Origin of the sequence: Collinsella aerofaciens (assembly GCF_040926405.1) — a bacterium.
Classification (GTDB): Bacteria; Actinomycetota; Coriobacteriia; order Coriobacteriales; family Coriobacteriaceae; genus Collinsella.
Genome location: NZ_JBCOIG010000028.1, coordinates 1 through 19,138 on the forward strand (window position 1 = coordinate 1; position 19,138 = coordinate 19,138).

Here is a 19,138-nt window from a genome sequence, read left to right on the forward strand (position 1 = left end):
CATTAGAAATTCCCTCTCTCTTGTGCGTTTGCACCGACTCGGCGGTCTGCCGAGCAGTGTTTCGGCTTGTCTTTCAGGATGTAGTGTATCCCCTTATGGGCCGGAATATACAAAATCTAAGTCAATTCATATAAGATTTCTTATTGCTGAGAGTTTAGGTTCTTAAATGCGCAGGTAGATGCGCTGATTGAGTTCTCGGCAAATCTATCGAGATCTATGTAGAGATGGCTGAGGTTTGGGTCCGGGGGCGCCTGGGGCTGCCTTGTGGAAAGCTCGTCCCGGTTTGAGCGTGGATTCCGGGTCGCAGTTTCCGTCTGAAGGCTCAACCGGAAACCGTATCCCGTTTTGAGAGCTGATACCGGCTCGCATTTTCCGCTAGCGGGCCTAACCGGAAACTGCAACCCGTTTTTCGACAAAATAATGGGATGCGGTTTCCGCAAGCACGCTCAATCGCCCTATATTTCAAGTCACCTTTAGCTAACATTTATGCAGCTCAACGGCCCCACCTGCGCGTTTTTTAGTAAACCTTGGCATACTCGGCGAACGGTATGAAGATGCCGGCCAGAGGGTATTGCAAACGGTCGCTCCCGTGGTATGTTTTTGCCCGAATCAAACCGGCGCGCATCGCCTGTAGCGTCGGTCAACAGAGAGGAAACTACCATGGCTCATCCCGTAATTGATGCCGACGAGTGCATCGCTTGTGGCGTTTGCGTCGACTCCTGCCCCGCTGGCGTTCTGGAGCTCCAGGACGTCGCTACCGTCGCTGACGAGGACTCCTGCGTCGCCTGTGGCGCTTGCCAGGACGCTTGCCCCGCTGGCGCGATCACCGAGATCGTCGAGGAGTAACAACTCCCCCACTTGCACACTCAAAAGTACACCGTGCACAAAAAAGGAGGCTTCCGCATCGCCGCGGAGGCCTCCTTTTGCATATGTGGGCAGCTAATTTGGAGCGGGACCCTTGGCAGTTGCGGTGGAATAGTTCCTGTATTATGTCTTGGATGCCGATTTTAGGAACTATTTCACCGCAACTTATAGATGCGGCGTCGACTAGGACAAATCGTCTTCGTAGGGCATCAGGTCTGCTAGGTAGCCTTTTTCCTTGAGCATCGCCTCGATCTCGTCGAGGGTCTGTTCGTCCTCCGCCGCAATGCGATGGAAGTGGTAGCCGCTGGTCACCGTCAGCAGCGGAAAGCTCTTGCCGCTCTCGATATCGCGCAGATAGCGCTCGACATCGCGACGATTGCGGATGTCCAGGTCGGCCGTAATCTTACCGTACACGCGGTGATTGACAATCACGTTGAGCACGGCGCCGCCGGCGTCGACGATACTCGTGAGCTCATCGCCTGCCTGCTCCACGCTGTGGCGAACCTTGACCAAGCGCGTAGGCACGGCGGGGCTGCTGGGGGCCTCCTGCAGCACGTAGCCGCGGTTGGTCGCCACGATATCGTGCCCATCGGCGCGCAGCAGGGCGATGTCCTGCACCACGATCTGGCGGCTCACACCCACCTCGCGGGCAAGCGCGCTGCCCGATACGGGCCCCTTGGCCCCCTCGAGCACGGCCATGATGGCACGGCGACGCTCGCGGGCGTTCATTATTTACCGTCCAGCAGACGCAGGTGCTTAAGCGAGAGGTCGAGGATCGGCGCGGAGTGCGTCAGGGCGCCCGAGCTAATAAAGTCAACGCCCAGGTCGGCAAGCGCGCGGATATTGCTGGCATCCACGTTGCCCGAGCACTCGGTCTTGGCGCGGCCGGCGATAAGTTCAATAGCGGCGGCCATGTCGTCATGGGTCATGTTGTCGAACATGATGATGTCGGCGCCGGCCTCCACGGCCTCGCGCACCATGTCCAGGTTCTCGCACTCGATCTCGACCGTCGTGGTAAACGATGCATGGGCGCGCGCCATCTCGATCGCACGCGTCACGCCACCGGCGGCGTCGATGTGGTTGTCCTTGAGCATGACAGCCGTCGACAGGTTATAGCGGTGGTTGCTGCCACCGCCGATCTCGACTGCCGCCTTTTCAAACACACGCATGCCCGGTGTGGTCTTGCGCGTGTCGACAAGCACGGTCTTGGTACCCTCGAGCGCAGCCGCCATCCGATGCGTGTAAGTAGCGATGCCGCTCATGCGCTGCAGGTAGTTGAGCGCCACGCGCTCGCCCGAAAGCAACACGCGCGCGTCGCCGCGCACCTGACCCACATGGTCGCCGGCGTGCACCTCGTCGCCATCCGAGACATCGAACAACACGGAGCTCTGCGGATCCAGCAGCTCAAAGGTGCGGGAGAACACGTCTAGGCCGGCGATGATGCCATCGGCTTTGGCGATAAGCTCCACCGTGGCGGGGCGCGCCGTGGGGCACACGCTCGCCGTGCTCACGTCCTCAAAGGTAATGTCCTCGCGCAGGGCCTGCAAAATCAGATCATCGACGACGAGCTTCATGGTAATGGGATTCATGGTCTATTCCTCCACGGCCTGCGTGCCGGCGGCACGGGCCAAATCATCGATTGCCAGGGTGTCGGCGCCCAGGGCGCGATGACGGCCATCGAGCGCGGGATCGCCTGCCTGCTCCACGGCCAGTGACTCGCCGGTACGCATATACCACGCGGCGCGACGACCCCAGACCAGCGCCTCGAGCAGGCTGTTTGAAGCCAGGCGATTCTTGCCGTGAACGCCGTTGCAGGCCGTCTCGCCGGCGGCGTAGAGCTCGGGCATCGAGGTGCGGCCGTCCTTGTCGACCCACACGCCGCCCATAAAGTAGTGCTGCGTGGGCGTAACGGGGATGGGCTCGTCCAAGATGTCGCGGCTGTCCTCCAGGCAGCGCGCGCGAATGTTGGCAAAGTGCCCGGTCACCACATCGCGCTCGACGGGGGCAAAACTCAGCCACTCGTGCTCGGTACCGTCCTGCTTCATCTGCTCGCGAATAGCGGCGGCGACCACATCGCGCGGCTGAAGCTCGTCGGTAAAGCGCTCACCAGCGGCGTTGAGCAAAATCGCGCCCTCGCCGCGGCAGCTCTCGCTGATCAGGAAGGTGCGGCCCGGCTGCGGCGAGAACAGTCCCGTGGGGTGAATCTGCACGTAGTCCAGGTGCTCCATCTTAATGCCATGCTCCTGAGCGATGTAGCAGGCGTCGCCCGTGAGCTGCGGGTAGTTGGTCGAGTGGTCGTACACGCCGCCAATGCCACCCGTCGCCCACAGCGTGTGGCGGGCATGGATCTTAAACGGCTTACCGGCATGCACGCCCTCAGCGGCATTTGCCAGCTCGTCGGCGGGGCGAACCGAGTTGTCCTCGTCCACGGCTACGGCGACGACGCCGGTGCACACCGTGGCGCCATCGCGCTCGGCGGTCAGGATGTCGGTCACGGCCACGTGCTCCAAAATCTGCACGTTGTCCAGCTTGCGAACGGCCTGGAGCAGCTTGGTCGTGATCTCCTTGCCCGTAATGTCGGCATGGAAGGCAATGCGCGGACGGCTGTGCGCGCCCTCGCGGGTAAAATTGAGGCTGCCGTCGGCCTTGCGCTCAAAATCCACGCCCATCGCTAGCAGGTCGTTGATGACCGAGCGACTCGAGCGAATCATGATGTCGACGCTCTCGCGGCGGTTCTCGTAGTGGCCGGCGTGCATGGTGTCCTCAAAGAAGGCATCGTAGTCCGAGCCCTCGGGCAGCACGCAGATGCCGCCCTGCGCGAGCATCGAATCGCACTCATCGACCGCGCCCTTGGAGAGCATGATCACGCGCGTGCTCGTCGGCAGATTGAGGGCCGCGTACAGACCCGCCACGCCGCAGCCGGCAATAACGACGTCGCACTCCATATCGGGGTATTGCTTGGTTTCCACAGGAATCCTCTCCCTTGTAATGTGACATAAGGGACCGTCCCTCATGCAACATTGTTCTAGCGCGCTGCGTACTCGAGCATACGGTCGAGAGTGAGCTTGGCCTGGTCTGCCGCCTCGTCCGAGACGCCGATCTGCACCTCGCCCTCGCCCGTCTCCAGGCAGCGCACGAGCTTTTCGAGCGTGATGAGGTCCATGTTGACGCAGGTGGGCTGCACCGCGGGGAAATAGAACTTCTTGCCGGTGCCCTGGCAGCGGCGCTCGAGCTCGTAGAGCACGCCGCGGACCGTCACGATGATGAACTCGCTCGCGTCCGACTCCTCGGCATACTTGATGATACCGGCGGTGGAGCCGATGTAGTCGGCCTCGGCCAGAACGTCGGCCTTGCACTCGGGGTGCGCCAGCACGAGCGCGTCGGGGTGGGCCTCCGTCGCGTCGACGATCTGCTCGACGGTGATGATGTGATGGCGCGGGCAGTAGCCGTTGTTGAGGATGACGTGCTTTTGCGGCACCTGCTCGGCTACGAAGCGTCCCAGGTTTTGGTCGGGAATGAACAGAATATGCTGCTGCGGCAGCTCGGACACGATCTTAACGGCGTTGGAGCTGGTGACGCACACGTCGCTCCAGCTCTTGATCTCGACCGTGGAGTTGACGTAGCACACCACGGCCAGGTCGTCGCCGTACTCGGCGCGCGCCGCGTCGACCGTCTCGCGCTTGACCATGTGCGCCATGGGGCAGTCCGCGCCCGGCTCGGGCAGCAGCACGGTCTTGGTGGGGTTGAGCAGCTTGGCGCTCTCGCCCATAAACTCCACGCCGCACAGCACGATAGTCTGCTGCGGCAGACTCTTGGCAAGCTTTGCCAGGTAGAAGCTGTCGCCGACGTAATCGGCCACAGCCTGCACCTCGGGCGCCACGTAATAGTGCGCCAGGATCACCGCGTCACGTTGGGTTTTTAGTTGCTGAATGGCCTCGACGAGCTCTGCGGGCACCAGTGCCGCACGCTCCGTTGCCGTCGTTGCCGATGCCAGGCCGGCCGCGATATCGCGTGCAAGCTCCGACGCATCCATGTTCGCGCTCTGTGCCATCAAGGCCCCTCTCTTTTGGCGAATCTTGGGGCTTTAGTATGACACCTAGGTTTACAGCTGACAAGACAGCTGTAAACCTAGGTGTAAAGTTGAAATAAAGATTCAATCATGTGGCAGGTCCATTTTCGAACTGGCAAGCTGAGGATAGCCGGGCTTTCGATAGCGCAGGAGGCATCTTTCGCCACCGCAACACCGCTTGGCGCGAGCTGCACGCCGTGAGGCGCAAACGGTCCGCACCCCCGCAAGCGGCGCGTGCCCGATGTGGCAAAATCGAACTACTTAAGGGGGCCGAATGCTCAAGATTATTGCCTGCGACGATGATGTCGCTTTTCTAGATAGACTGCACCGGATGATCGACCGTTGGTCGACCGAGACGGGCACGGCAGTCGACGTTGCGCTCGTCACGCGCGGCGAGGACCTGCTGGCCCGCCATGCTGCATCGCGCGCCGACATCATTCTGCTCGACATGATCATGCCGCTCGTCAACGGCATGGACACCGCGCGGGAGTTGCGCCAATCCGATACCGCTGTGCGTCTGGTGTTCCTCACCTCATCGCCCGAGTTCGCGCTGGAGTCCTATGAGGTCCGTGCCTTCGACTATCTGCTCAAGCCCGTGACTTACGAACGCCTGGCGCAGTTGCTCGACGAGCTTTCGAGCATGCGCCCGGCGGCAACCGACGAGCTCGTGATCAAAACGTCCTTTGGCTACCACGCCCTGCGCCTGTCCGACATCGAATATGCCGAGGCGCGCAACAAGCACGTGGTCTTCCACCTGCGCGACGGACGCGATATCGAAGCACTCGAGTCGTTCCGCAGCGTCGAGGACCGCTTGGAGCAAAACGCAGTCTTCTTTAAATGCCACCGCAGCTACCAGGTCAACCTGCGCAATATCGATCACTTTGACCGCACGGACATCGTCATGCGCTCGGGTGCGTGCATCCCGCTTTCGCGCAGCTGCAAGCAGGGATTCCAAGACGCCTACTTTGCGGTTCGCTTTGAGGGTGGGAGACACTGATGGTCTCCTCGGTCGAAATGGTCCTTTGGGCAATCCACCACGCCACGACGCTGCTCTTTGGCGTCTTTGCCTCGGCGGCGCTGTGCGGTATCGAGATCAACCGGCGTCATGCGCTTGAACTGGTGCTGGTCGGTGCCGTAACCGGCTGCGCATTTGGCCTCGCCAATGCCGTCGGCGGCGAGCTTTTCGCCCGCCAGGTATATCCGCTCGTCGTGCATCTGCCGCTCGTCATCTATTTGTGTGCGCGCTACCGCCTGAGCCCGCTGCTTGCCGTGCTCGGCATTACGAGCGCCTATCTGAGCTGCCAGTTCAGCAATTGGATGGGCATCGCCGCATTTGCCGCAACCGATTCTCAGATCGCCTACTATCTGGCGCGCATCGCGACCACACTCGCCGTCTTTGCCGTCCTGTTGCATTGGGCCGGCGACATCGGTCCGCGCTTGGCGATTAAAAGCACCACCGAACTGGGCATCCTTTTAATCCTGCCGCTCGTCTATTACGTCTTTGACTATGCCACCAACGTCTACACCACGCTGTTCCACTCGGGCTCGGTGGTAACGGTTGAGTTTTTGGCATTTGCGCTCTGTGCCTTCTATCTTATGTTTCTTGCCGTTTACCTGCGCGAATACGAAGAAAAGGAAACCGCCGAGCGAGAGCGCTGGATGCTCGAAACCCGCGACAGCGCCGCCATCAAAGAGCTCGAGGCTTGGCGTCAATCTGGGCGCGAGCTGTCGATTCTTCGCCACGACATGCGCCACTTCCTACGCGGCCTGGCCGCTTTAATTGAGGAGGGCCACACCGACGAGGCGCTCGATCGCATCGACGAACTCTGCGAAGCCGGCGACCGCACCGCCGTACGCCGCTTCTGCGCCAACGAGACCGTAAACATCGCGCTTTCGTCATTTAACTCGGATATCAATAGAAACGGCATTACCGCCAACCTGCGCGCCGCCGTACCCGAAACCATCCACGTAGGTGACGCCGACCTGTTTAGCGTGCTCTCAAATGCCTTGGAAAACGCTATCACCGCCGCAAGCGCCGCACCCCAAGGAAAGCGATTCGTCGACTTTGACCTGCGATTAGAGGACGGCCAGCTGCTGCTGTTAGTTTCCAACACGTTTGACCGCGCGCCGCGCATGGTCGACGGCATGCCCGTGACCCGGCATGCGGGCCACGGCTTTGGCACCAGGAGCATCAAACTTGCCGTGGAGCGCATGAACGGCAACTGCCAGTTCCGCATTAACGGCGATCGGTTTGAGCTGCGCGCTGTGATGTAGAAGTGCGGCGCCGATCTCGAGGCGCGCCTTGCCCGCCAGGCAATCGCTCGCCGGCGCCAATCCGCTACAGCGGAGCGGCCGCCGGGGTCAGCTGCTTGATGTATGCCCACATGCGCTGCTTGGCGGCTTTGTCAGTGAGCGCCGCCTCAAAACCGTCGAGCGCGAGCACGCGGCGACCCTGCACATGGGCGACCAAGCCGGGCTTGAGCATGGCGGTGTCGAAGTCATCGATCGCCACGAGCATATCGGCGTAGGTCTCGCGCATGGCGTCAGCCGCGTTGTTGTCGAGCAGTAGCACTGCCTCGGGGTCCAAAGCCTCAAGCGCCTCACGGAACAGCTCGCACGGCAGAGTCTCGCCCACCGCGACCGCTCCGTCACCCACGCCGGCGACGCTTGCCAGCACGCAAAAATCCTCGGGCGCGTAGCCGATGGCCCCAAGCGCCTTGCGCAACGCCGCGCCATCCGGGCCGGCGGCAAGCTCGCCACCCGAACGCTCGGCCTCGTCCAAATCGCCTTTGACCAGCACGATCGGCGAGCACGCGTTGCCCGCGATACGCACGCCACGGACCGCAAGCGATGTGAGCTCCTGCTCGGCCGCCTGGGCGATGGCTTCTTTTTTCTGGCTTTGTGACGTGGACATGCGCTCTCCAATCGTTTGCGTGCCCACCATTATATAAAAGAGCTGCCCGCGAGTGGTTGCTTTGCGGGCGGCTGGGTATAAGCACGGTCGTACTGAGTTTTACGCGGCCGAGCCGCGTCGCATTATGGAGGTCACCATGGCTGACATTAATCAGATTACCCCCGAGAACTTCGATTCCATCGTTAACGACAGCCTGCCCGTGTTGGTCGATTTTTGGGCACCGTGGTGCGGGCCCTGTCGATCCCTCTCGCCCATCGTTGACGAGGTTGCCGATGAGCTGGCGGGCAAGCTCGCCGTTGCCAAGTGCAACGTCGACGACAACCAGGACCTGGCCATGAAGTATGGCGTCATGAGCATCCCCACGCTGATTGTGTTTAAGAACGGCGAGGAGATTGACCGCTCGGTTGGCGCTCTGCCCAAGGCGAGACTGCAGGCGCTGCTGGAGAAGCATCTGTAATACGCTTGTTACATGTTACCGTCTGCCTGCCGTCCATGAGCGGTTTTGCACCGCTCGCCGGACCGCCGGGTGCGGCGCGGGCGACCACGGATAGTATGGTAGTTACAAACAGCCCCCAGTGAACGGGTGCGGGTCGCACAGACTCGTACCCGTTTTCTTATGCAGCTGCGCGCAGAGCGGGCGTAGTAAAATCTGAACCACTGAACTGCCCCATACAAAAGGAGATTTCCCATGCATGACGTCGGAATGAACATGAGCCAGCTTGCCATGAGCGTCAAGCAGGTCGACGATACCATCGAGCTCGCTCACGAGTGGAGCCATCAGCTGCTGCATGCGACCGAGAATTTTGACATGGAGCGCATCGGCGCCAAGCTCGAGGCCGCCATGGCCGCGCTGCACGAGGCCCACGACGCACTCGAGGGCTACGAAGAGGCCATCGAGGCCGACCACAACTCCGTCGGCTCCGTGAAGCTGGTGTAAGGTGGCCGAACACGAGCACGGCTGCGGGTACGAGCACGAGCACCCGCACGGGGCGGACGGTGACGCGGGCTGCCACTGTAGTGGCTCCGGCTCCGAGCTGGTCCGTTTTTCGGTTACCGCACCCGACGACCTGCTGCGCCGTTTTGACGAGCAGATCGCGCGCCGCGGCGATGTGGCCAACCGCTCCGAGGCCGTGCGCGACCTGATTCGCGCCTCGATCGCCAAGGAGCAGATGCGCACGCCCGATGAGCATGTTATCGGGTCGCTCACCATGATCTACGACCATCACACCGGCGATCTGACGCGCCGCCTGGACGAGGTGCAGCACGACTACACCGACGAGATCGTATCGACGATGCACGTGCATTTGGATCACCACAACTGCTTGGAGATTCTGGCGCTCAAGGGTCGCGGCGAGCGCGTCTACGAACTAGCCGACCGTCTGCTGGGCCTGCGCGGCGTTAAGCACGGCGAGCTCACGTGCGCCGCCACCAAGCAGAGCCTGGGGCTGTAGCGGAATTTCCCGCAGCGCACCTGCCAAAAAGGGACAGGTTTGTTTTGGCAGGTTTAGCGTTTTACCTACCAAAATAAACCTGTCTTTTTTGGTCGGTTTTGATGAGGGGTGTCGCATGCGGCATGTGCATATTCATGTGACGGGCATTGTACAGGGCGTTGGCATGCGACCGTTTGTGTATCGCGAGGCCATGGCGCATGGCATTTGCGGATGGGTGCTCAATGCGGGCGACGGCGTGCATATCGAGGTGCACGCTCCGGCCGATGCACTCGATGCTTTTGTTGCCGCGCTTTCTGAGCATGCGCCTGCGGCAGCCCGCGTAGAGCATGTCGAGGTTGTGGACTTGGCAGCCAACGGTTGGGATGCCGCCAACGAACAGGGCTTTCGCATCGTAGCATCGCAGGACCAGACCGCGCACACGACGCTTGTCTCGCCCGATATCGCCACCTGCAACGATTGCTTGCGCGAATTGTTCGATCCCGCCGACCGACGCTATCACTACCCCTTTATCAACTGCACTAACTGCGGGCCACGCTTTACCATCATCCGATCGTTGCCTTATGACCGAGCGGCCACGTCGATGGATTGTTTTCCCATGTGTCCCAGGTGTGCCGCGGAGTATGCCGACCCACTCGACCGGCGTTTTCACGCGCAACCCGATGCCTGCTTTGATTGCGGGCCGCATATTACGTGGCGCGAGGCTGTGAACGGCGATGCGTGCGGGAATTCGTCCGCGACACCGGCCGTCGGCACCACACGCGAGGCCAGCGACGCTATCATCGAGCGCTGCGTTGAGCTGCTGGCCAGCGGTGGCATCGTCGCCATCAAGGGCCTGGGCGGATTCCATCTATCCTGTGACGCTGCCAACGAGCAGGCGGTGGCCGAGCTGCGCCGTCGCAAGCGTCGCAGCAATAAGCCGCTTGCCGTCATGGTGCGCAGTCTTGCCGATGCCGGGCGCCTGTGCCATATCGACGATGCTGAACGCGATCTGCTCGCCGGCAGTATCCGCCCCATCGTGCTGCTGCGCCGGCGGGCTGTTTGCGGGAACGACGGCGATTCTTCCGACGCCCTCGTACTCGCACCGTCCGTCGCGCGCGACCTGCCCGAGCTTGGCGTTATGCTCCCCTACACCCCGCTTCAGCATCTTCTGCTTGCAGCTGCCGCGTCACACGGTATGCACGCGCTCGTCATGACCAGCGGCAACCTGAGCGAAGAGCCCATCGAGACCGATGACGATCTTGCCTGGGAGCGCCTCGTTGCCGCCGGCATTGCCGACGCGCTGCTCGGCAACGATCGAGCGATTCTCTCGCGCTATGACGATTCCGTGGTGCGCGTGGTCGACGGCGCCGTTATGCCCGTTCGCCGCGCTCGTGGATATGCACCCCAGCCGCTGCCGTTGCCGGCGCTCGACGGCGCTCCGTCCTGCGTACTCGCCTGCGGGCCGCAACAAAAGGCCACGATTACGCTCACGCGTGAAGGGACGAACGGCGAGGCGACCTGTTTTGTGTCGCAGCATATCGGCGATGTTGAAAACGGCGGGACCTTCGATGCCTGGAACACCGCGCGCACGCGCTTGGAAGATCTCTTTGATTTGGCGCCCGCCGCCTTGGCCTGCGATTTACACCCCAGCTATCTATCGGGCCAGTGGGCGCGCGAGCAGGCGCGAAAATGCAATCTGCCGCTCGTCGAGGTGCAGCACCATCATGCGCATATCGCGAGCGTAATGGCTGAGGCTATCGCCGCGGGCCAGCTTACAACCGACGCGCGCGTCCTTGGCATCGCCTTTGACGGCACCGGCGCCGGCACCGATGGGACCATTTGGGGCGGCGAGTTTCTTGTTGCCGGCCTTGACGGCTTTGAGCGCGCCGCGCATTTGCGCACCTGGGCGCTCCCCGGTGGGGCGGCCTCCGTGCGCGACGCCCGCCGCAACGCCTTTGCCCTGCTCAGTGAGCTCGGCCTGCTCGAGCACCCAGGTGCCGCTCGGCTTTTGGACAGCCTCGACGAGCAAACACGCAGCGTGACAGCCACCATGATCGAGCGCGGCATCAACAGCCCGCGTACCAGCAGCATGGGGCGTCTCTTTGATGCCGCGACAGCGATTCTGGGTATCTGCGGCAAGGCAACCTACGAGGGCGAACCCGCCATAGAACTCGAAGCCGCCGCCTGGCGCGCGCTCGACAACGAAATCGCCCATTTTCCCGACGACAACGCCGGCCATTTCGCATCTGGCCCATCGTGGCTGAACGGCCCCCATGTTCTGGATCAGAAAGCACTCTTTGAGGCACTTTTGGGAGGAACTGAAGCCGGAGCGCCCGCCGACAGGCTCGCACTCGGCTTCCATGTCGCCGTTACGCGCTCTTCGGCACGAATCGCACGCGAAATCTGCACGCGCGAAGGCATCGATACCGTCGCGCTCTCGGGCGGCGTGTTCATGAACCGACTTCTGCTTCAGCTCCTCGCCCGCGAGCTCAAAAGCGCAGGCCTTACTGTCCTTGTCCCCCACACCGTACCCGTCAATGACGGCTGCATCGCCTACGGTCAGGCGGCAGTCGCAAGCGCTCGTCTTGCGCAGGTTGCATCGCAGTAGGCTGTTCGGCCAGCCCGCAAGCCGCCGTCTCACAGGTGTAGCGCGTTTGCCCGCAGCGCCCGCGAGCGCTACCATCAACTGATGGATTATTGAGCGCCCGTCCAGCGCAAAGCGTATAAAAGGGGAACAATATGTGCCTTGCCGTTCCCGGTAAAGTAGTCAAACGCGACGACGACCTCAAGGCCACCGTCGACATGATGGGCATCGAGCGCCCCGTGTCGCTGCGACTCGTGCCGACGGCGCAGGTTGGCGACTATATTCTCGTACACGCCGGCTTTGGCATCCAGATTGTCGACGAGCAGGAAGCACAGGAAACGCTCGAGCTTGTTAATGCCATGTCCGAGCTGGTCGAAGAAGACCAGCTGACCACCAACCCGGCGGAGGCTTACTAGTGGCGCCCGAGCAGCCGGCGCGCTCCGGTATCGATTTCTCGGCATTCCGCGATCCCAAGCTGGCTCGCGAGCTCATCGAGCGCATTCATGAGCTTGTCGGCGACCGCACCATCAACCTTATGGAAGTCTGCGGCACGCATACCGTGAGCATCGGGCGCTATGGCTTTCGCTCCATTATGCCGACCGGGCTCAAGCTGCTGAGCGGCCCGGGCTGCCCCGTCTGCGTCACCGCCAACCGCGACATCGACCACGCAATCGCGCTCGCCAACATAGACGGCGCCATCATCACCACCTTTGGCGACATGATGCGCGTGCCCGGATCGTCCACCTCGCTCGCTGCACAAAAGGCGGCAGGGCGTGACATTCGCATTGTGTACTCCCCGCTCGATGCACTCGACATTGCCGAGCAAAACCCCGATCGCCCGGTTATTTTTATGGGCGTGGGCTTTGAGACCACAACGCCCACCATCGCCGCCGCCATCTTGGAGGCCGAAGCGCGCGGGCTTTTGAACTTCTCGGTCTATTGCGCCCACAAGACCACGCCGCCGGCGTTGCGCGCCATCGCTAACGATCCCGAGACCGCCATCGACGGCTTTATCCTGCCGGGACACGTCGCCACCATCACGGGCTTGGCGCCCTTTAGCTTTTTGGTCGACGAATTCAATACCCCGGGCGTGGTCACGGGATTTGAACCGGTCGATATCCTGCAGGGCATCTGCATGCTGGTCCAGATGGTTGTCGAGGACAGGCCGGCGATTGACAACGCCTACCGCCGTGGCGTCAACGCAGACGGCAACCCCGTGGCGCGCCAGCTGGTCGAGCAGGTGTTTGAGCCATGCGACACCACGTGGCGCGGGCTGGGGCCGATTGCCAACTCGGGCCTTTCCATCCGCCCCGAGTTCTCGCGCTTTGATGCCCGCGTTCGCTTTGACGTGCCCGTTGAGCCGACGGTTGAGCCGCGCGGATGCCGCTGCGGCGACGTGCTGCGCGGAGCCATTACGCCGAGCAGCTGCCCGCTCTTTGGCCGCACCTGCACGCCCGAGCACCCCGTCGGCCCGTGCATGGTGAGTTCCGAAGGCAGCTGCGCGGCGTGCTACCGTTACCGAGTCTAGCCCGAACGCCCCCGCGCACTGACACCTCCCACGATTGGAGTTTTGGATATGTCCCATAGCATCACCGATAGCACCGTCCTGTTGGGCCACGGCTCCGGCGGACAGATGATGAAGCGCATCATCGATGAGGTCTTTTTAGATGCCTTTGGTTCGCCCGAGCTGCTCGAAGGCAACGATGCCGGCGTCGCCGCGCTGCCCGCGAGCGGGCGCATCGCCATGTCGACCGACAGCTTTGTAGTCTCGCCGCAGTTCTTCCCCGGTGGCAACATCGGCCGCCTCGCCGTGTGCGGAACCGTTAACGATGTCGCGACCTCGGGCGCCAACGTGCGCTACCTGTCGTGCGGCTTTATCCTTGAAGAGGGCTATCCCATGGATAAGCTCCGCCAGATTGTGCAGACGATGGCCGAGACGGCGCACGAGGCGGGCGTGTCCATAATCACGGGCGACACCAAGGTGGTCGAGCGCGGCGGGGCCGACGGCGTCTATATCAATACCGCCGGCGTGGGCGAGGTGCCTGCGGGCGTGGCGCTCAGCGGCGCAAACTGCCAGCCCGGCGATGTCATCCTGGTCTCGGGTACACTGGGCGACCACGGCATCGCTATCATGAGCCAACGCGAGGGTCTGGCGTTTTCGAGCACCATCGAAAGCGACGCCGCGCCGCTCAACCACCTGATTGCCGACGTTTTGGCCGCAGCGCCCGGCACGCGTTGCTTTCGCGACCCCACGCGCGGTGGCCTGGCGTCCACACTCAACGAGTTTGCCCAGGCCAGCGGTGTTGCCATGGAGGTCGACGAAGATGCCGTGCCCGTGCGTCCCGACGTGCAGGCCGCCTGCGAAATGCTCGGCTACGATGTACTGCAGGTGGCAAACGAGGGCAAGATGGTTGCCGTCGTGCCTGCCGAGCAAGCCGATGCCGCGCTGGCCGCCATGCGCGCCGCCCGCTACGGCGAGAATGCCGCCGTCATCGGTCGCGTGCTGCCACTTGCCGAGGGCACCCGCCCCGCCGTGCGCGTACGTACCGGCTGGGGCTCGACCCGCATCCTCGACATGCTCGTAGGAGAGCAGCTGCCGAGAATTTGCTAACGACAAAGGCTCAGGGCTATTAAAGATATTCAGATTCCAAACATGCCCGGCACGCATGCCCAGTATCATGGGGTGCGTTTTACAACTCAAGCGGCAGGAGCACCCATGGCAGCAGCTTTTTCCCATGTGATCTTTGACCTGGACGGCACCATTCTCAACACGCTCGAGGACCTGGCGGCCGCCGGCAACCATACCTGCGAGGCGCACGGCTGGCCCACGTTTGCCGTTGACGAGTACCGCTACAAGGTGGGAAACGGCATGCTCAAGCTGGTTGAGCGCTTTATGCCCGCCGAGTATGCGGGCGACGGCCGCATGTTTGAGCAGACGCTTGCCGAGTTTAGGGCTTACTACGGCGAGCACAAGGAGGACCACACCGCCCCCTATGCCGGCACGATCGAGATGCTCGACCGCTTGCGCGCCGCGGGTGTGCAACTTGCCGTGCTCACTAACAAGGACCACGTCTCGGCGGCTCCGCTTATCGAGAAGTATTTTGGTTCCGAGCGCTTTGCGCTGGTGCAGGGCCACGTCGATGCGTTTCCACCCAAGCCCGAGGCGCCTGTTACACTGCATGTGATGAAAGAGCTAGGCGCCGACCCGGCGACCACGCTCTACGTAGGCGATTCCAATGTCGATATCCTGACCGGCCACAACGCCGGCCTTAAGAGTGCGGGCGTCAGCTGGGGTTTCCGCGGCCGCGCAGAGCTGGAAGCCACCGGCGCCGACTACGTGGTGGACACCCAGGCAGAGCTCGCGGCGCTGGTGCTGGGCGAGTAACGAGCGACACTGCTTAACGCAGCTGCGGCAATTCTTCCGCGCGGAAAGCGCATCCCGTTTTGGAGCTCCGGAATGGGATATGCTTTCCGTTTGAGGCACATCAGGGAAACCGCATCCCGTTTCAGAACAATATTCCGGGTCGCACTTTCCGCAACCCACCCCATCCGGAAAATGCGACCCACTATTCGGCCAAAAACCGGGTCGCGGTTTCCCAAGCACTCGATGCAACGCTGGCACAAGGAGTGTCCCCAACTGCCGCCTGGTCATTTAAGAACGTCCTCAATGACTACAAGCGCCGCACCATGGCAACGACGCAGGTAGAGGATGGACAGCGAGCGACGTCCAGGACGAACAAGTTGGCATGAAAAAGGCGAGGCATAGACCTTCTGGTCATGCCTCGCCTTTTGAATGACAAATTGTCGTCCTGGGCGGCGCGCAGCGTCAACTGGTTACGCGGTTCGTAGAACCGCGTAACCCCCTAGCTCAGCATTGCATCCATCATCTCGGAGTTGACGGAGTCGTCGGCAGACCACTCGCCATCGTCGTTGCAGGTGTACTTGAAGATAACCGTGGTCTTCCTGGGCTCGGTGGCCTTGGTCACATCGACCATAACCTGACCGGCCATCTTGTACAGCTCGTCATCGGAAGGAACCGTGTCAAGCGCAGCGACCTTCTCCTGATACTGGGTGGAGAAGTCCTCGACGATCTTGTTCATAGATTTGCATGTAATAGAGACCTCGGCGGTCGCGACACCCTTGTCCTCGTCGACCGTCACGTCGCCGATCTTGTAGTCAAAGCCCTCAAGATAGGTCTTGGCGTACTCCTTGGGATCGATACCCAGCTGCTCGAACTCGTCGCCCGAAGCCTCCTCCAGACCAGAAAGGAAGTCGTCGCCACCGTTCTTGACCTCATCAAACTGCGTCGTAAGATCCTCGGTGATGAGCTCCTCAACCGAAGGACCTCCACAGCCGGAAAGCACGACCACGCATGCAACCAAGACGGCCATGAGGGGCGCAAGCAGCAGCTTCTTTTTCATGTTGTTCCTCCCAATGAGCGGCACCGCGCTTCCCGGACGCGGCACACGTTGTAATAAGTAAGCCCATACTATCCACTTATGAACACCCTCGGCAACGCGAAGGCGCGGTCGGTTCGTTTTAGCGTCCGAACGGTTTGCAAGCCCACCCAACGTGCAATAAAACGCTTTCCCGCGGTGCAATAAAAAAGGTGGCCGGAAAACCCGACCACCCTCGCACAGCCTTTGGATGCCGCAGTTTACTTGCGGACGACCTTGACGATGGCGTCACCGGCGGCGACGGCGGACTCTGCCTCAACGGTGAGCTCGACATCGGCAAACTCGGCGGTGTTGGACACGGCCACGACGACGCAGTCCTTGTAACCGGCAGCGGCGATCTTGGCGCGGTCGATCTTGAGTATGGGCTGGCCAGCCTTCACAACGTCGTCGGCCTTGACGAAGCCCTCGAAGCCATCGCCGTTCATGTTGACGGTATCGACGCCAACGTGCACCAGAACCTCGATGCCGCTATCGGACTGCAGGCCCACGGCGTGACCCATGGTGACGGTCACCTTACCGTCGCAGGGAGCGTAGACCAGATCGTCCTCGGGCCACACGGCACAGCCCTTGCCCAGAACCTCGCCACCAAAGACGGGATCGGGCACGTCGGCCATCTTGATGACCTTGCCCTTGACGGGCGAGCACAGCACGTCGGCGCCGGCAGAAGCAGAGATGGAGGCCGGAGCAGCGGCAGCCGCGGGCTCAGCCTTCTTCTTGAACATATCAAACAGACCCATACGTTTTCTCCTCTTGATTAAGCGCAACGTTGTGCGCATGCCTACGGTAATTATAGTGCCAAATGGTTCAAATGCTAAGGTGGGGACTCGAATCGCAAGCCCTTCCCGGTAGTGCTCGTGGGATGAGCATCTCCTTTGCATCGCGGTTCGATAAGCCGAGTATCGCCCACGCGCGGGACGGGCAGAAGCGGGCACGCCAAACCCGATACTTCTTTTCGCAGCGGCACCCCGCCGCCACCCCGCTCCTGGCACCTCCTGATACCTACCGAAACGTGCCAAAATAAACCCGTCCCTTTTTGGTAGGTTTGGCGAGTGTGGATTTTCGGACGCTTAACTAACGAGCGTGGATAATCTCCCACTTTGACTTTGAGGCCGTCACCGAGCCAAAAACGGGAGATTATCCACGTTCATTTTGGATGACCCCCCCCCTGTACCAAGCCGAGCTCCATGGTCAAGTAATAACGACTTCTCATCATTAGATTGTTTACATCAATTCTAATAACTATTTAATCCTTAAACTCGTTATTAGAATTGATATGATTGGCCTAATAACGAGTTTCCGGCACTAAAGATATGGAGGGCGCGATGCAAATCGAGGAGAACGGCCAGGGAACGCTCCGCAATAATCTATCGGGGAAATTGGCTTACTATTCGTTTTTTCCAACGCCCTTGCAATCATTGAGGCAGCTAAACCTCACCGAGGAAACCTATCGCACGCTTTCCGCATGCTCACGAAAGCTTGGAGAGCTTGAAGGCATGCTCTACTTTGTTCCCAACGCCGATATGTATCTGACAATGTACGTGCGCAAAGAAGCACTCCTTTCTTCGCAAATTGAGGGAACCCAGTGCACGTTTGACGACCTACTTAGTCCATCGCAAACACAACTCCATCATAAAGATGTCGCAGACGTCGTGAATTACGTCCGTGCTGTCGACCGCGGCGTAGAACTGCTCAAAAAGATGCCCTTGTGCACGAGACTTCTTAGGCAAGTTCATGCGGTCCTGCTGGACGGAGTGCGCGGAACGGAGAAGAATCCAGGCGAGCTGCGCTCCTCACAAAACTGGATTGGCCCCTCAGGCTGCACCATTGCAGCCGCATCGTTTGTCCCTCCAAACATTGAAGATTTGAGTAACACGCTCCAGGACCTCGAACGCTTTATCAATGAGCCTCAAGTCGAAATGGATCCGATTGTGCGGGCGGCGCTCGTCCATTACCAATTTGAAACTGCCCATCCATTCCTAGACGGAAACGGTCGCCTGGGCAGGCTTCTCATTACACTTATGCTCATCAATGATGGCGTTCTTCATTCTTGCTTGTTCTATCCATCGTTCCAGTTCAAGAAAAATCGAAGCGAGTACTACCGGCAACTCACATCCGTAAGGGAGAGAGGCACTTACGAGGAATGGATAGAGTTTTTCTGCAACAGTCTTCTCGAAAGTGCGAAGGACTCGGTAGGGTCTTTAAAAAACCTTGTTGACCTCCATAACCGTTCCACAGCAACCATTACCGAAAATCTCGGAAGGACTGCTGCAAACGGGCAAAGGCTGTTGGGCATTCTTGAAGAGCACCCCATCGTCGACACCGCATTCATCGCTGCCCAACTCGATATCGGCAGGAGTACCGCGAGCGCGCTCGTCAAATCATTTGAAGAATTGGGTATCCTCCGTCCGCTCGACGAGTCAAGACAGAGATACCGGCAGTACGGGTATGAAGAGTATCTTTCGATTCTCAGGGAAGACGCCGAGCCGATTAGATAGGCATCGCAGCCCAGGCAAATTAAAGCGAGCGTGGATAATCTCCCACTTTGAGCCCGCACACAGGCCAAAACCGGGAGATTATCCACGCTCATTCCTGAGTAGTCATTTATGAACGTCCCCAATGACTACTCCGGCATCGCCGATGTTTCGGCAACGACAGCGAACGGGCCGCATTCGGAGCAAGACGACGCCGCAGGTAGAGAACGGACAGCGAGCGGGTCGCATTTGTGACAAGGTGACGTGAAACAAAAGGGCGCTGACCTTCTGGTCGCGCCCTTGAAGTTGAACGTCAGATTGTCCAAATGCGGCCCGCGCAGCGTCGAGC

The 19,138-nt window shown here is 60.7% G+C and carries 19 protein-coding genes; 12 read left to right on the forward strand and 7 right to left on the reverse strand.

The genetic code is table 11. The features are described 5' to 3' along the window. Positions 1-594: 594 nt before the first annotated feature. Complete coding sequence (locus AB5758_RS08445) at positions 595-846, forward strand: ferredoxin family protein (protein ID WP_158564522.1); 252 nt, start codon at positions 595-597, stop codon at positions 844-846. Between the two features lie 201 nt (positions 847-1,047). On the opposite strand, the gene AB5758_RS08450 is transcribed toward AB5758_RS08445, so the two are convergent. The 4 genes from AB5758_RS08450 to nadA are packed head-to-tail and all read right to left on the reverse strand — an operon-like array spanning position 1,048 to position 4,915. Beyond that, a complete protein-coding gene (locus AB5758_RS08450; RefSeq protein WP_006235217.1) occupies positions 1,048-1,593 on the reverse strand; it encodes a transcription repressor NadR in 546 nt (181 codons plus the stop codon). Next, on the reverse strand, positions 1,593-2,453 hold the full coding sequence (gene nadC, locus AB5758_RS08455; RefSeq protein ID WP_368141863.1) for a carboxylating nicotinate-nucleotide diphosphorylase: 861 nt from the start codon (positions 2,451-2,453) through the stop codon (positions 1,593-1,595). The genes AB5758_RS08450 and nadC overlap by 1 nt, the downstream gene beginning before the upstream one ends. A gap of 3 nt (positions 2,454-2,456) precedes the next feature. Continuing rightward, positions 2,457-3,833, reverse strand: a complete 1,377-nt coding sequence (locus AB5758_RS08460; RefSeq protein WP_368141861.1) for an L-aspartate oxidase — start codon at positions 3,831-3,833, stop codon at positions 2,457-2,459. 56 nt (positions 3,834-3,889) lie between these two features. Continuing rightward, complete coding sequence (gene nadA, locus AB5758_RS08465; protein WP_117583639.1) at positions 3,890-4,915, reverse strand: quinolinate synthase NadA; 1,026 nt, start codon at positions 4,913-4,915, stop codon at positions 3,890-3,892. A 292-nt stretch (positions 4,916-5,207) separates the two neighbouring features. Between nadA and AB5758_RS08470 the strand changes: the two genes are divergently transcribed. Beyond that, complete coding sequence (locus tag AB5758_RS08470; RefSeq protein ID WP_368141859.1) at positions 5,208-5,930, forward strand: LytR/AlgR family response regulator transcription factor; 723 nt, start codon at positions 5,208-5,210, stop codon at positions 5,928-5,930. Continuing rightward, positions 5,930-7,207, forward strand: coding sequence for a GHKL domain-containing protein (locus tag AB5758_RS08475; protein WP_368141858.1), 1,278 nt, complete (start codon positions 5,930-5,932; stop codon positions 7,205-7,207). The genes AB5758_RS08470 and AB5758_RS08475 overlap by 1 nt, the downstream gene beginning before the upstream one ends. Before the next feature lie 64 nt (positions 7,208-7,271). Here AB5758_RS08475 and AB5758_RS08480 read toward each other — a convergent pair whose 3' ends face one another. Next, positions 7,272-7,847 carry a hypothetical protein gene (locus AB5758_RS08480; RefSeq protein WP_161115202.1) on the reverse strand — a complete coding sequence of 192 codons (576 nt, stop codon included), beginning with the start codon at positions 7,845-7,847 and terminating at the stop codon, positions 7,272-7,274. Between the two features lie 136 nt (positions 7,848-7,983). Between AB5758_RS08480 and trxA the strand changes: the two genes are divergently transcribed. The 8 genes from trxA to AB5758_RS08520 all read left to right on the forward strand — a co-directional run bounded on the left by trxA (position 7,984) and on the right by AB5758_RS08520 (position 15,246). Continuing rightward, entirely contained in the window at positions 7,984-8,304 is a 321-nt protein-coding gene (gene trxA, locus AB5758_RS08485) for a thioredoxin (protein WP_022093990.1), read from the forward strand. A gap of 231 nt (positions 8,305-8,535) precedes the next feature. Continuing rightward, a complete protein-coding gene (locus AB5758_RS08490; RefSeq protein WP_006235225.1) occupies positions 8,536-8,784 on the forward strand; it encodes a hypothetical protein in 249 nt (82 codons plus the stop codon). A gap of 1 nt (position 8,785) precedes the next feature. Next, a complete protein-coding gene (nikR, locus tag AB5758_RS08495; protein ID WP_118205863.1) occupies positions 8,786-9,298 on the forward strand; it encodes a nickel-responsive transcriptional regulator NikR in 513 nt (170 codons plus the stop codon). A 115-nt stretch (positions 9,299-9,413) separates the two neighbouring features. Beyond that, positions 9,414-11,885, forward strand: a complete 2,472-nt coding sequence (hypF, locus tag AB5758_RS08500) for a carbamoyltransferase HypF (protein ID WP_368141601.1) — start codon at positions 9,414-9,416, stop codon at positions 11,883-11,885. Positions 11,886-12,016: 131 nt separating this feature from the next. After that, entirely contained in the window at positions 12,017-12,277 is a 261-nt protein-coding gene (locus AB5758_RS08505) for a HypC/HybG/HupF family hydrogenase formation chaperone (protein ID WP_055310039.1), read from the forward strand. Continuing rightward, positions 12,277-13,389: a hydrogenase formation protein HypD gene (hypD, locus tag AB5758_RS08510; RefSeq protein WP_368141602.1), complete on the forward strand. Its 1,113-nt coding sequence runs from the start codon at positions 12,277-12,279 to the stop codon at positions 13,387-13,389. The genes AB5758_RS08505 and hypD overlap by 1 nt, the downstream gene beginning before the upstream one ends. A 48-nt stretch (positions 13,390-13,437) precedes the next feature. Beyond that, positions 13,438-14,472 (forward strand): hydrogenase expression/formation protein HypE, encoded by a 1,035-nt coding sequence (gene hypE / locus AB5758_RS08515; RefSeq protein WP_368141603.1) that lies wholly within the window; start codon positions 13,438-13,440, stop codon positions 14,470-14,472. A gap of 105 nt (positions 14,473-14,577) precedes the next feature. Continuing rightward, complete coding sequence (locus AB5758_RS08520) at positions 14,578-15,246, forward strand: HAD family hydrolase (protein ID WP_368141604.1); 669 nt, start codon at positions 14,578-14,580, stop codon at positions 15,244-15,246. Between the two features lie 478 nt (positions 15,247-15,724). Here the strand turns inward: AB5758_RS08520 and AB5758_RS08525 are convergent, their stop codons facing one another. Together AB5758_RS08525 and AB5758_RS08530 are read right to left on the reverse strand one after the other, a co-directional pair. After that, positions 15,725-16,282, reverse strand: a complete 558-nt coding sequence (locus tag AB5758_RS08525) for a hypothetical protein (protein WP_035136614.1) — start codon at positions 16,280-16,282, stop codon at positions 15,725-15,727. 236 nt (positions 16,283-16,518) lie between these two features. Then, a complete protein-coding gene (locus AB5758_RS08530; RefSeq protein WP_035136613.1) occupies positions 16,519-17,055 on the reverse strand; it encodes a PTS sugar transporter subunit IIA in 537 nt (178 codons plus the stop codon). Between the two features lie 585 nt (positions 17,056-17,640). Between AB5758_RS08530 and AB5758_RS08535 the strand changes: the two genes are divergently transcribed. Next, entirely contained in the window at positions 17,641-18,813 is a 1,173-nt protein-coding gene (locus AB5758_RS08535) for a Fic family protein (RefSeq protein WP_368141605.1), read from the forward strand. Positions 18,814-19,138 lie beyond the last annotated feature (325 nt).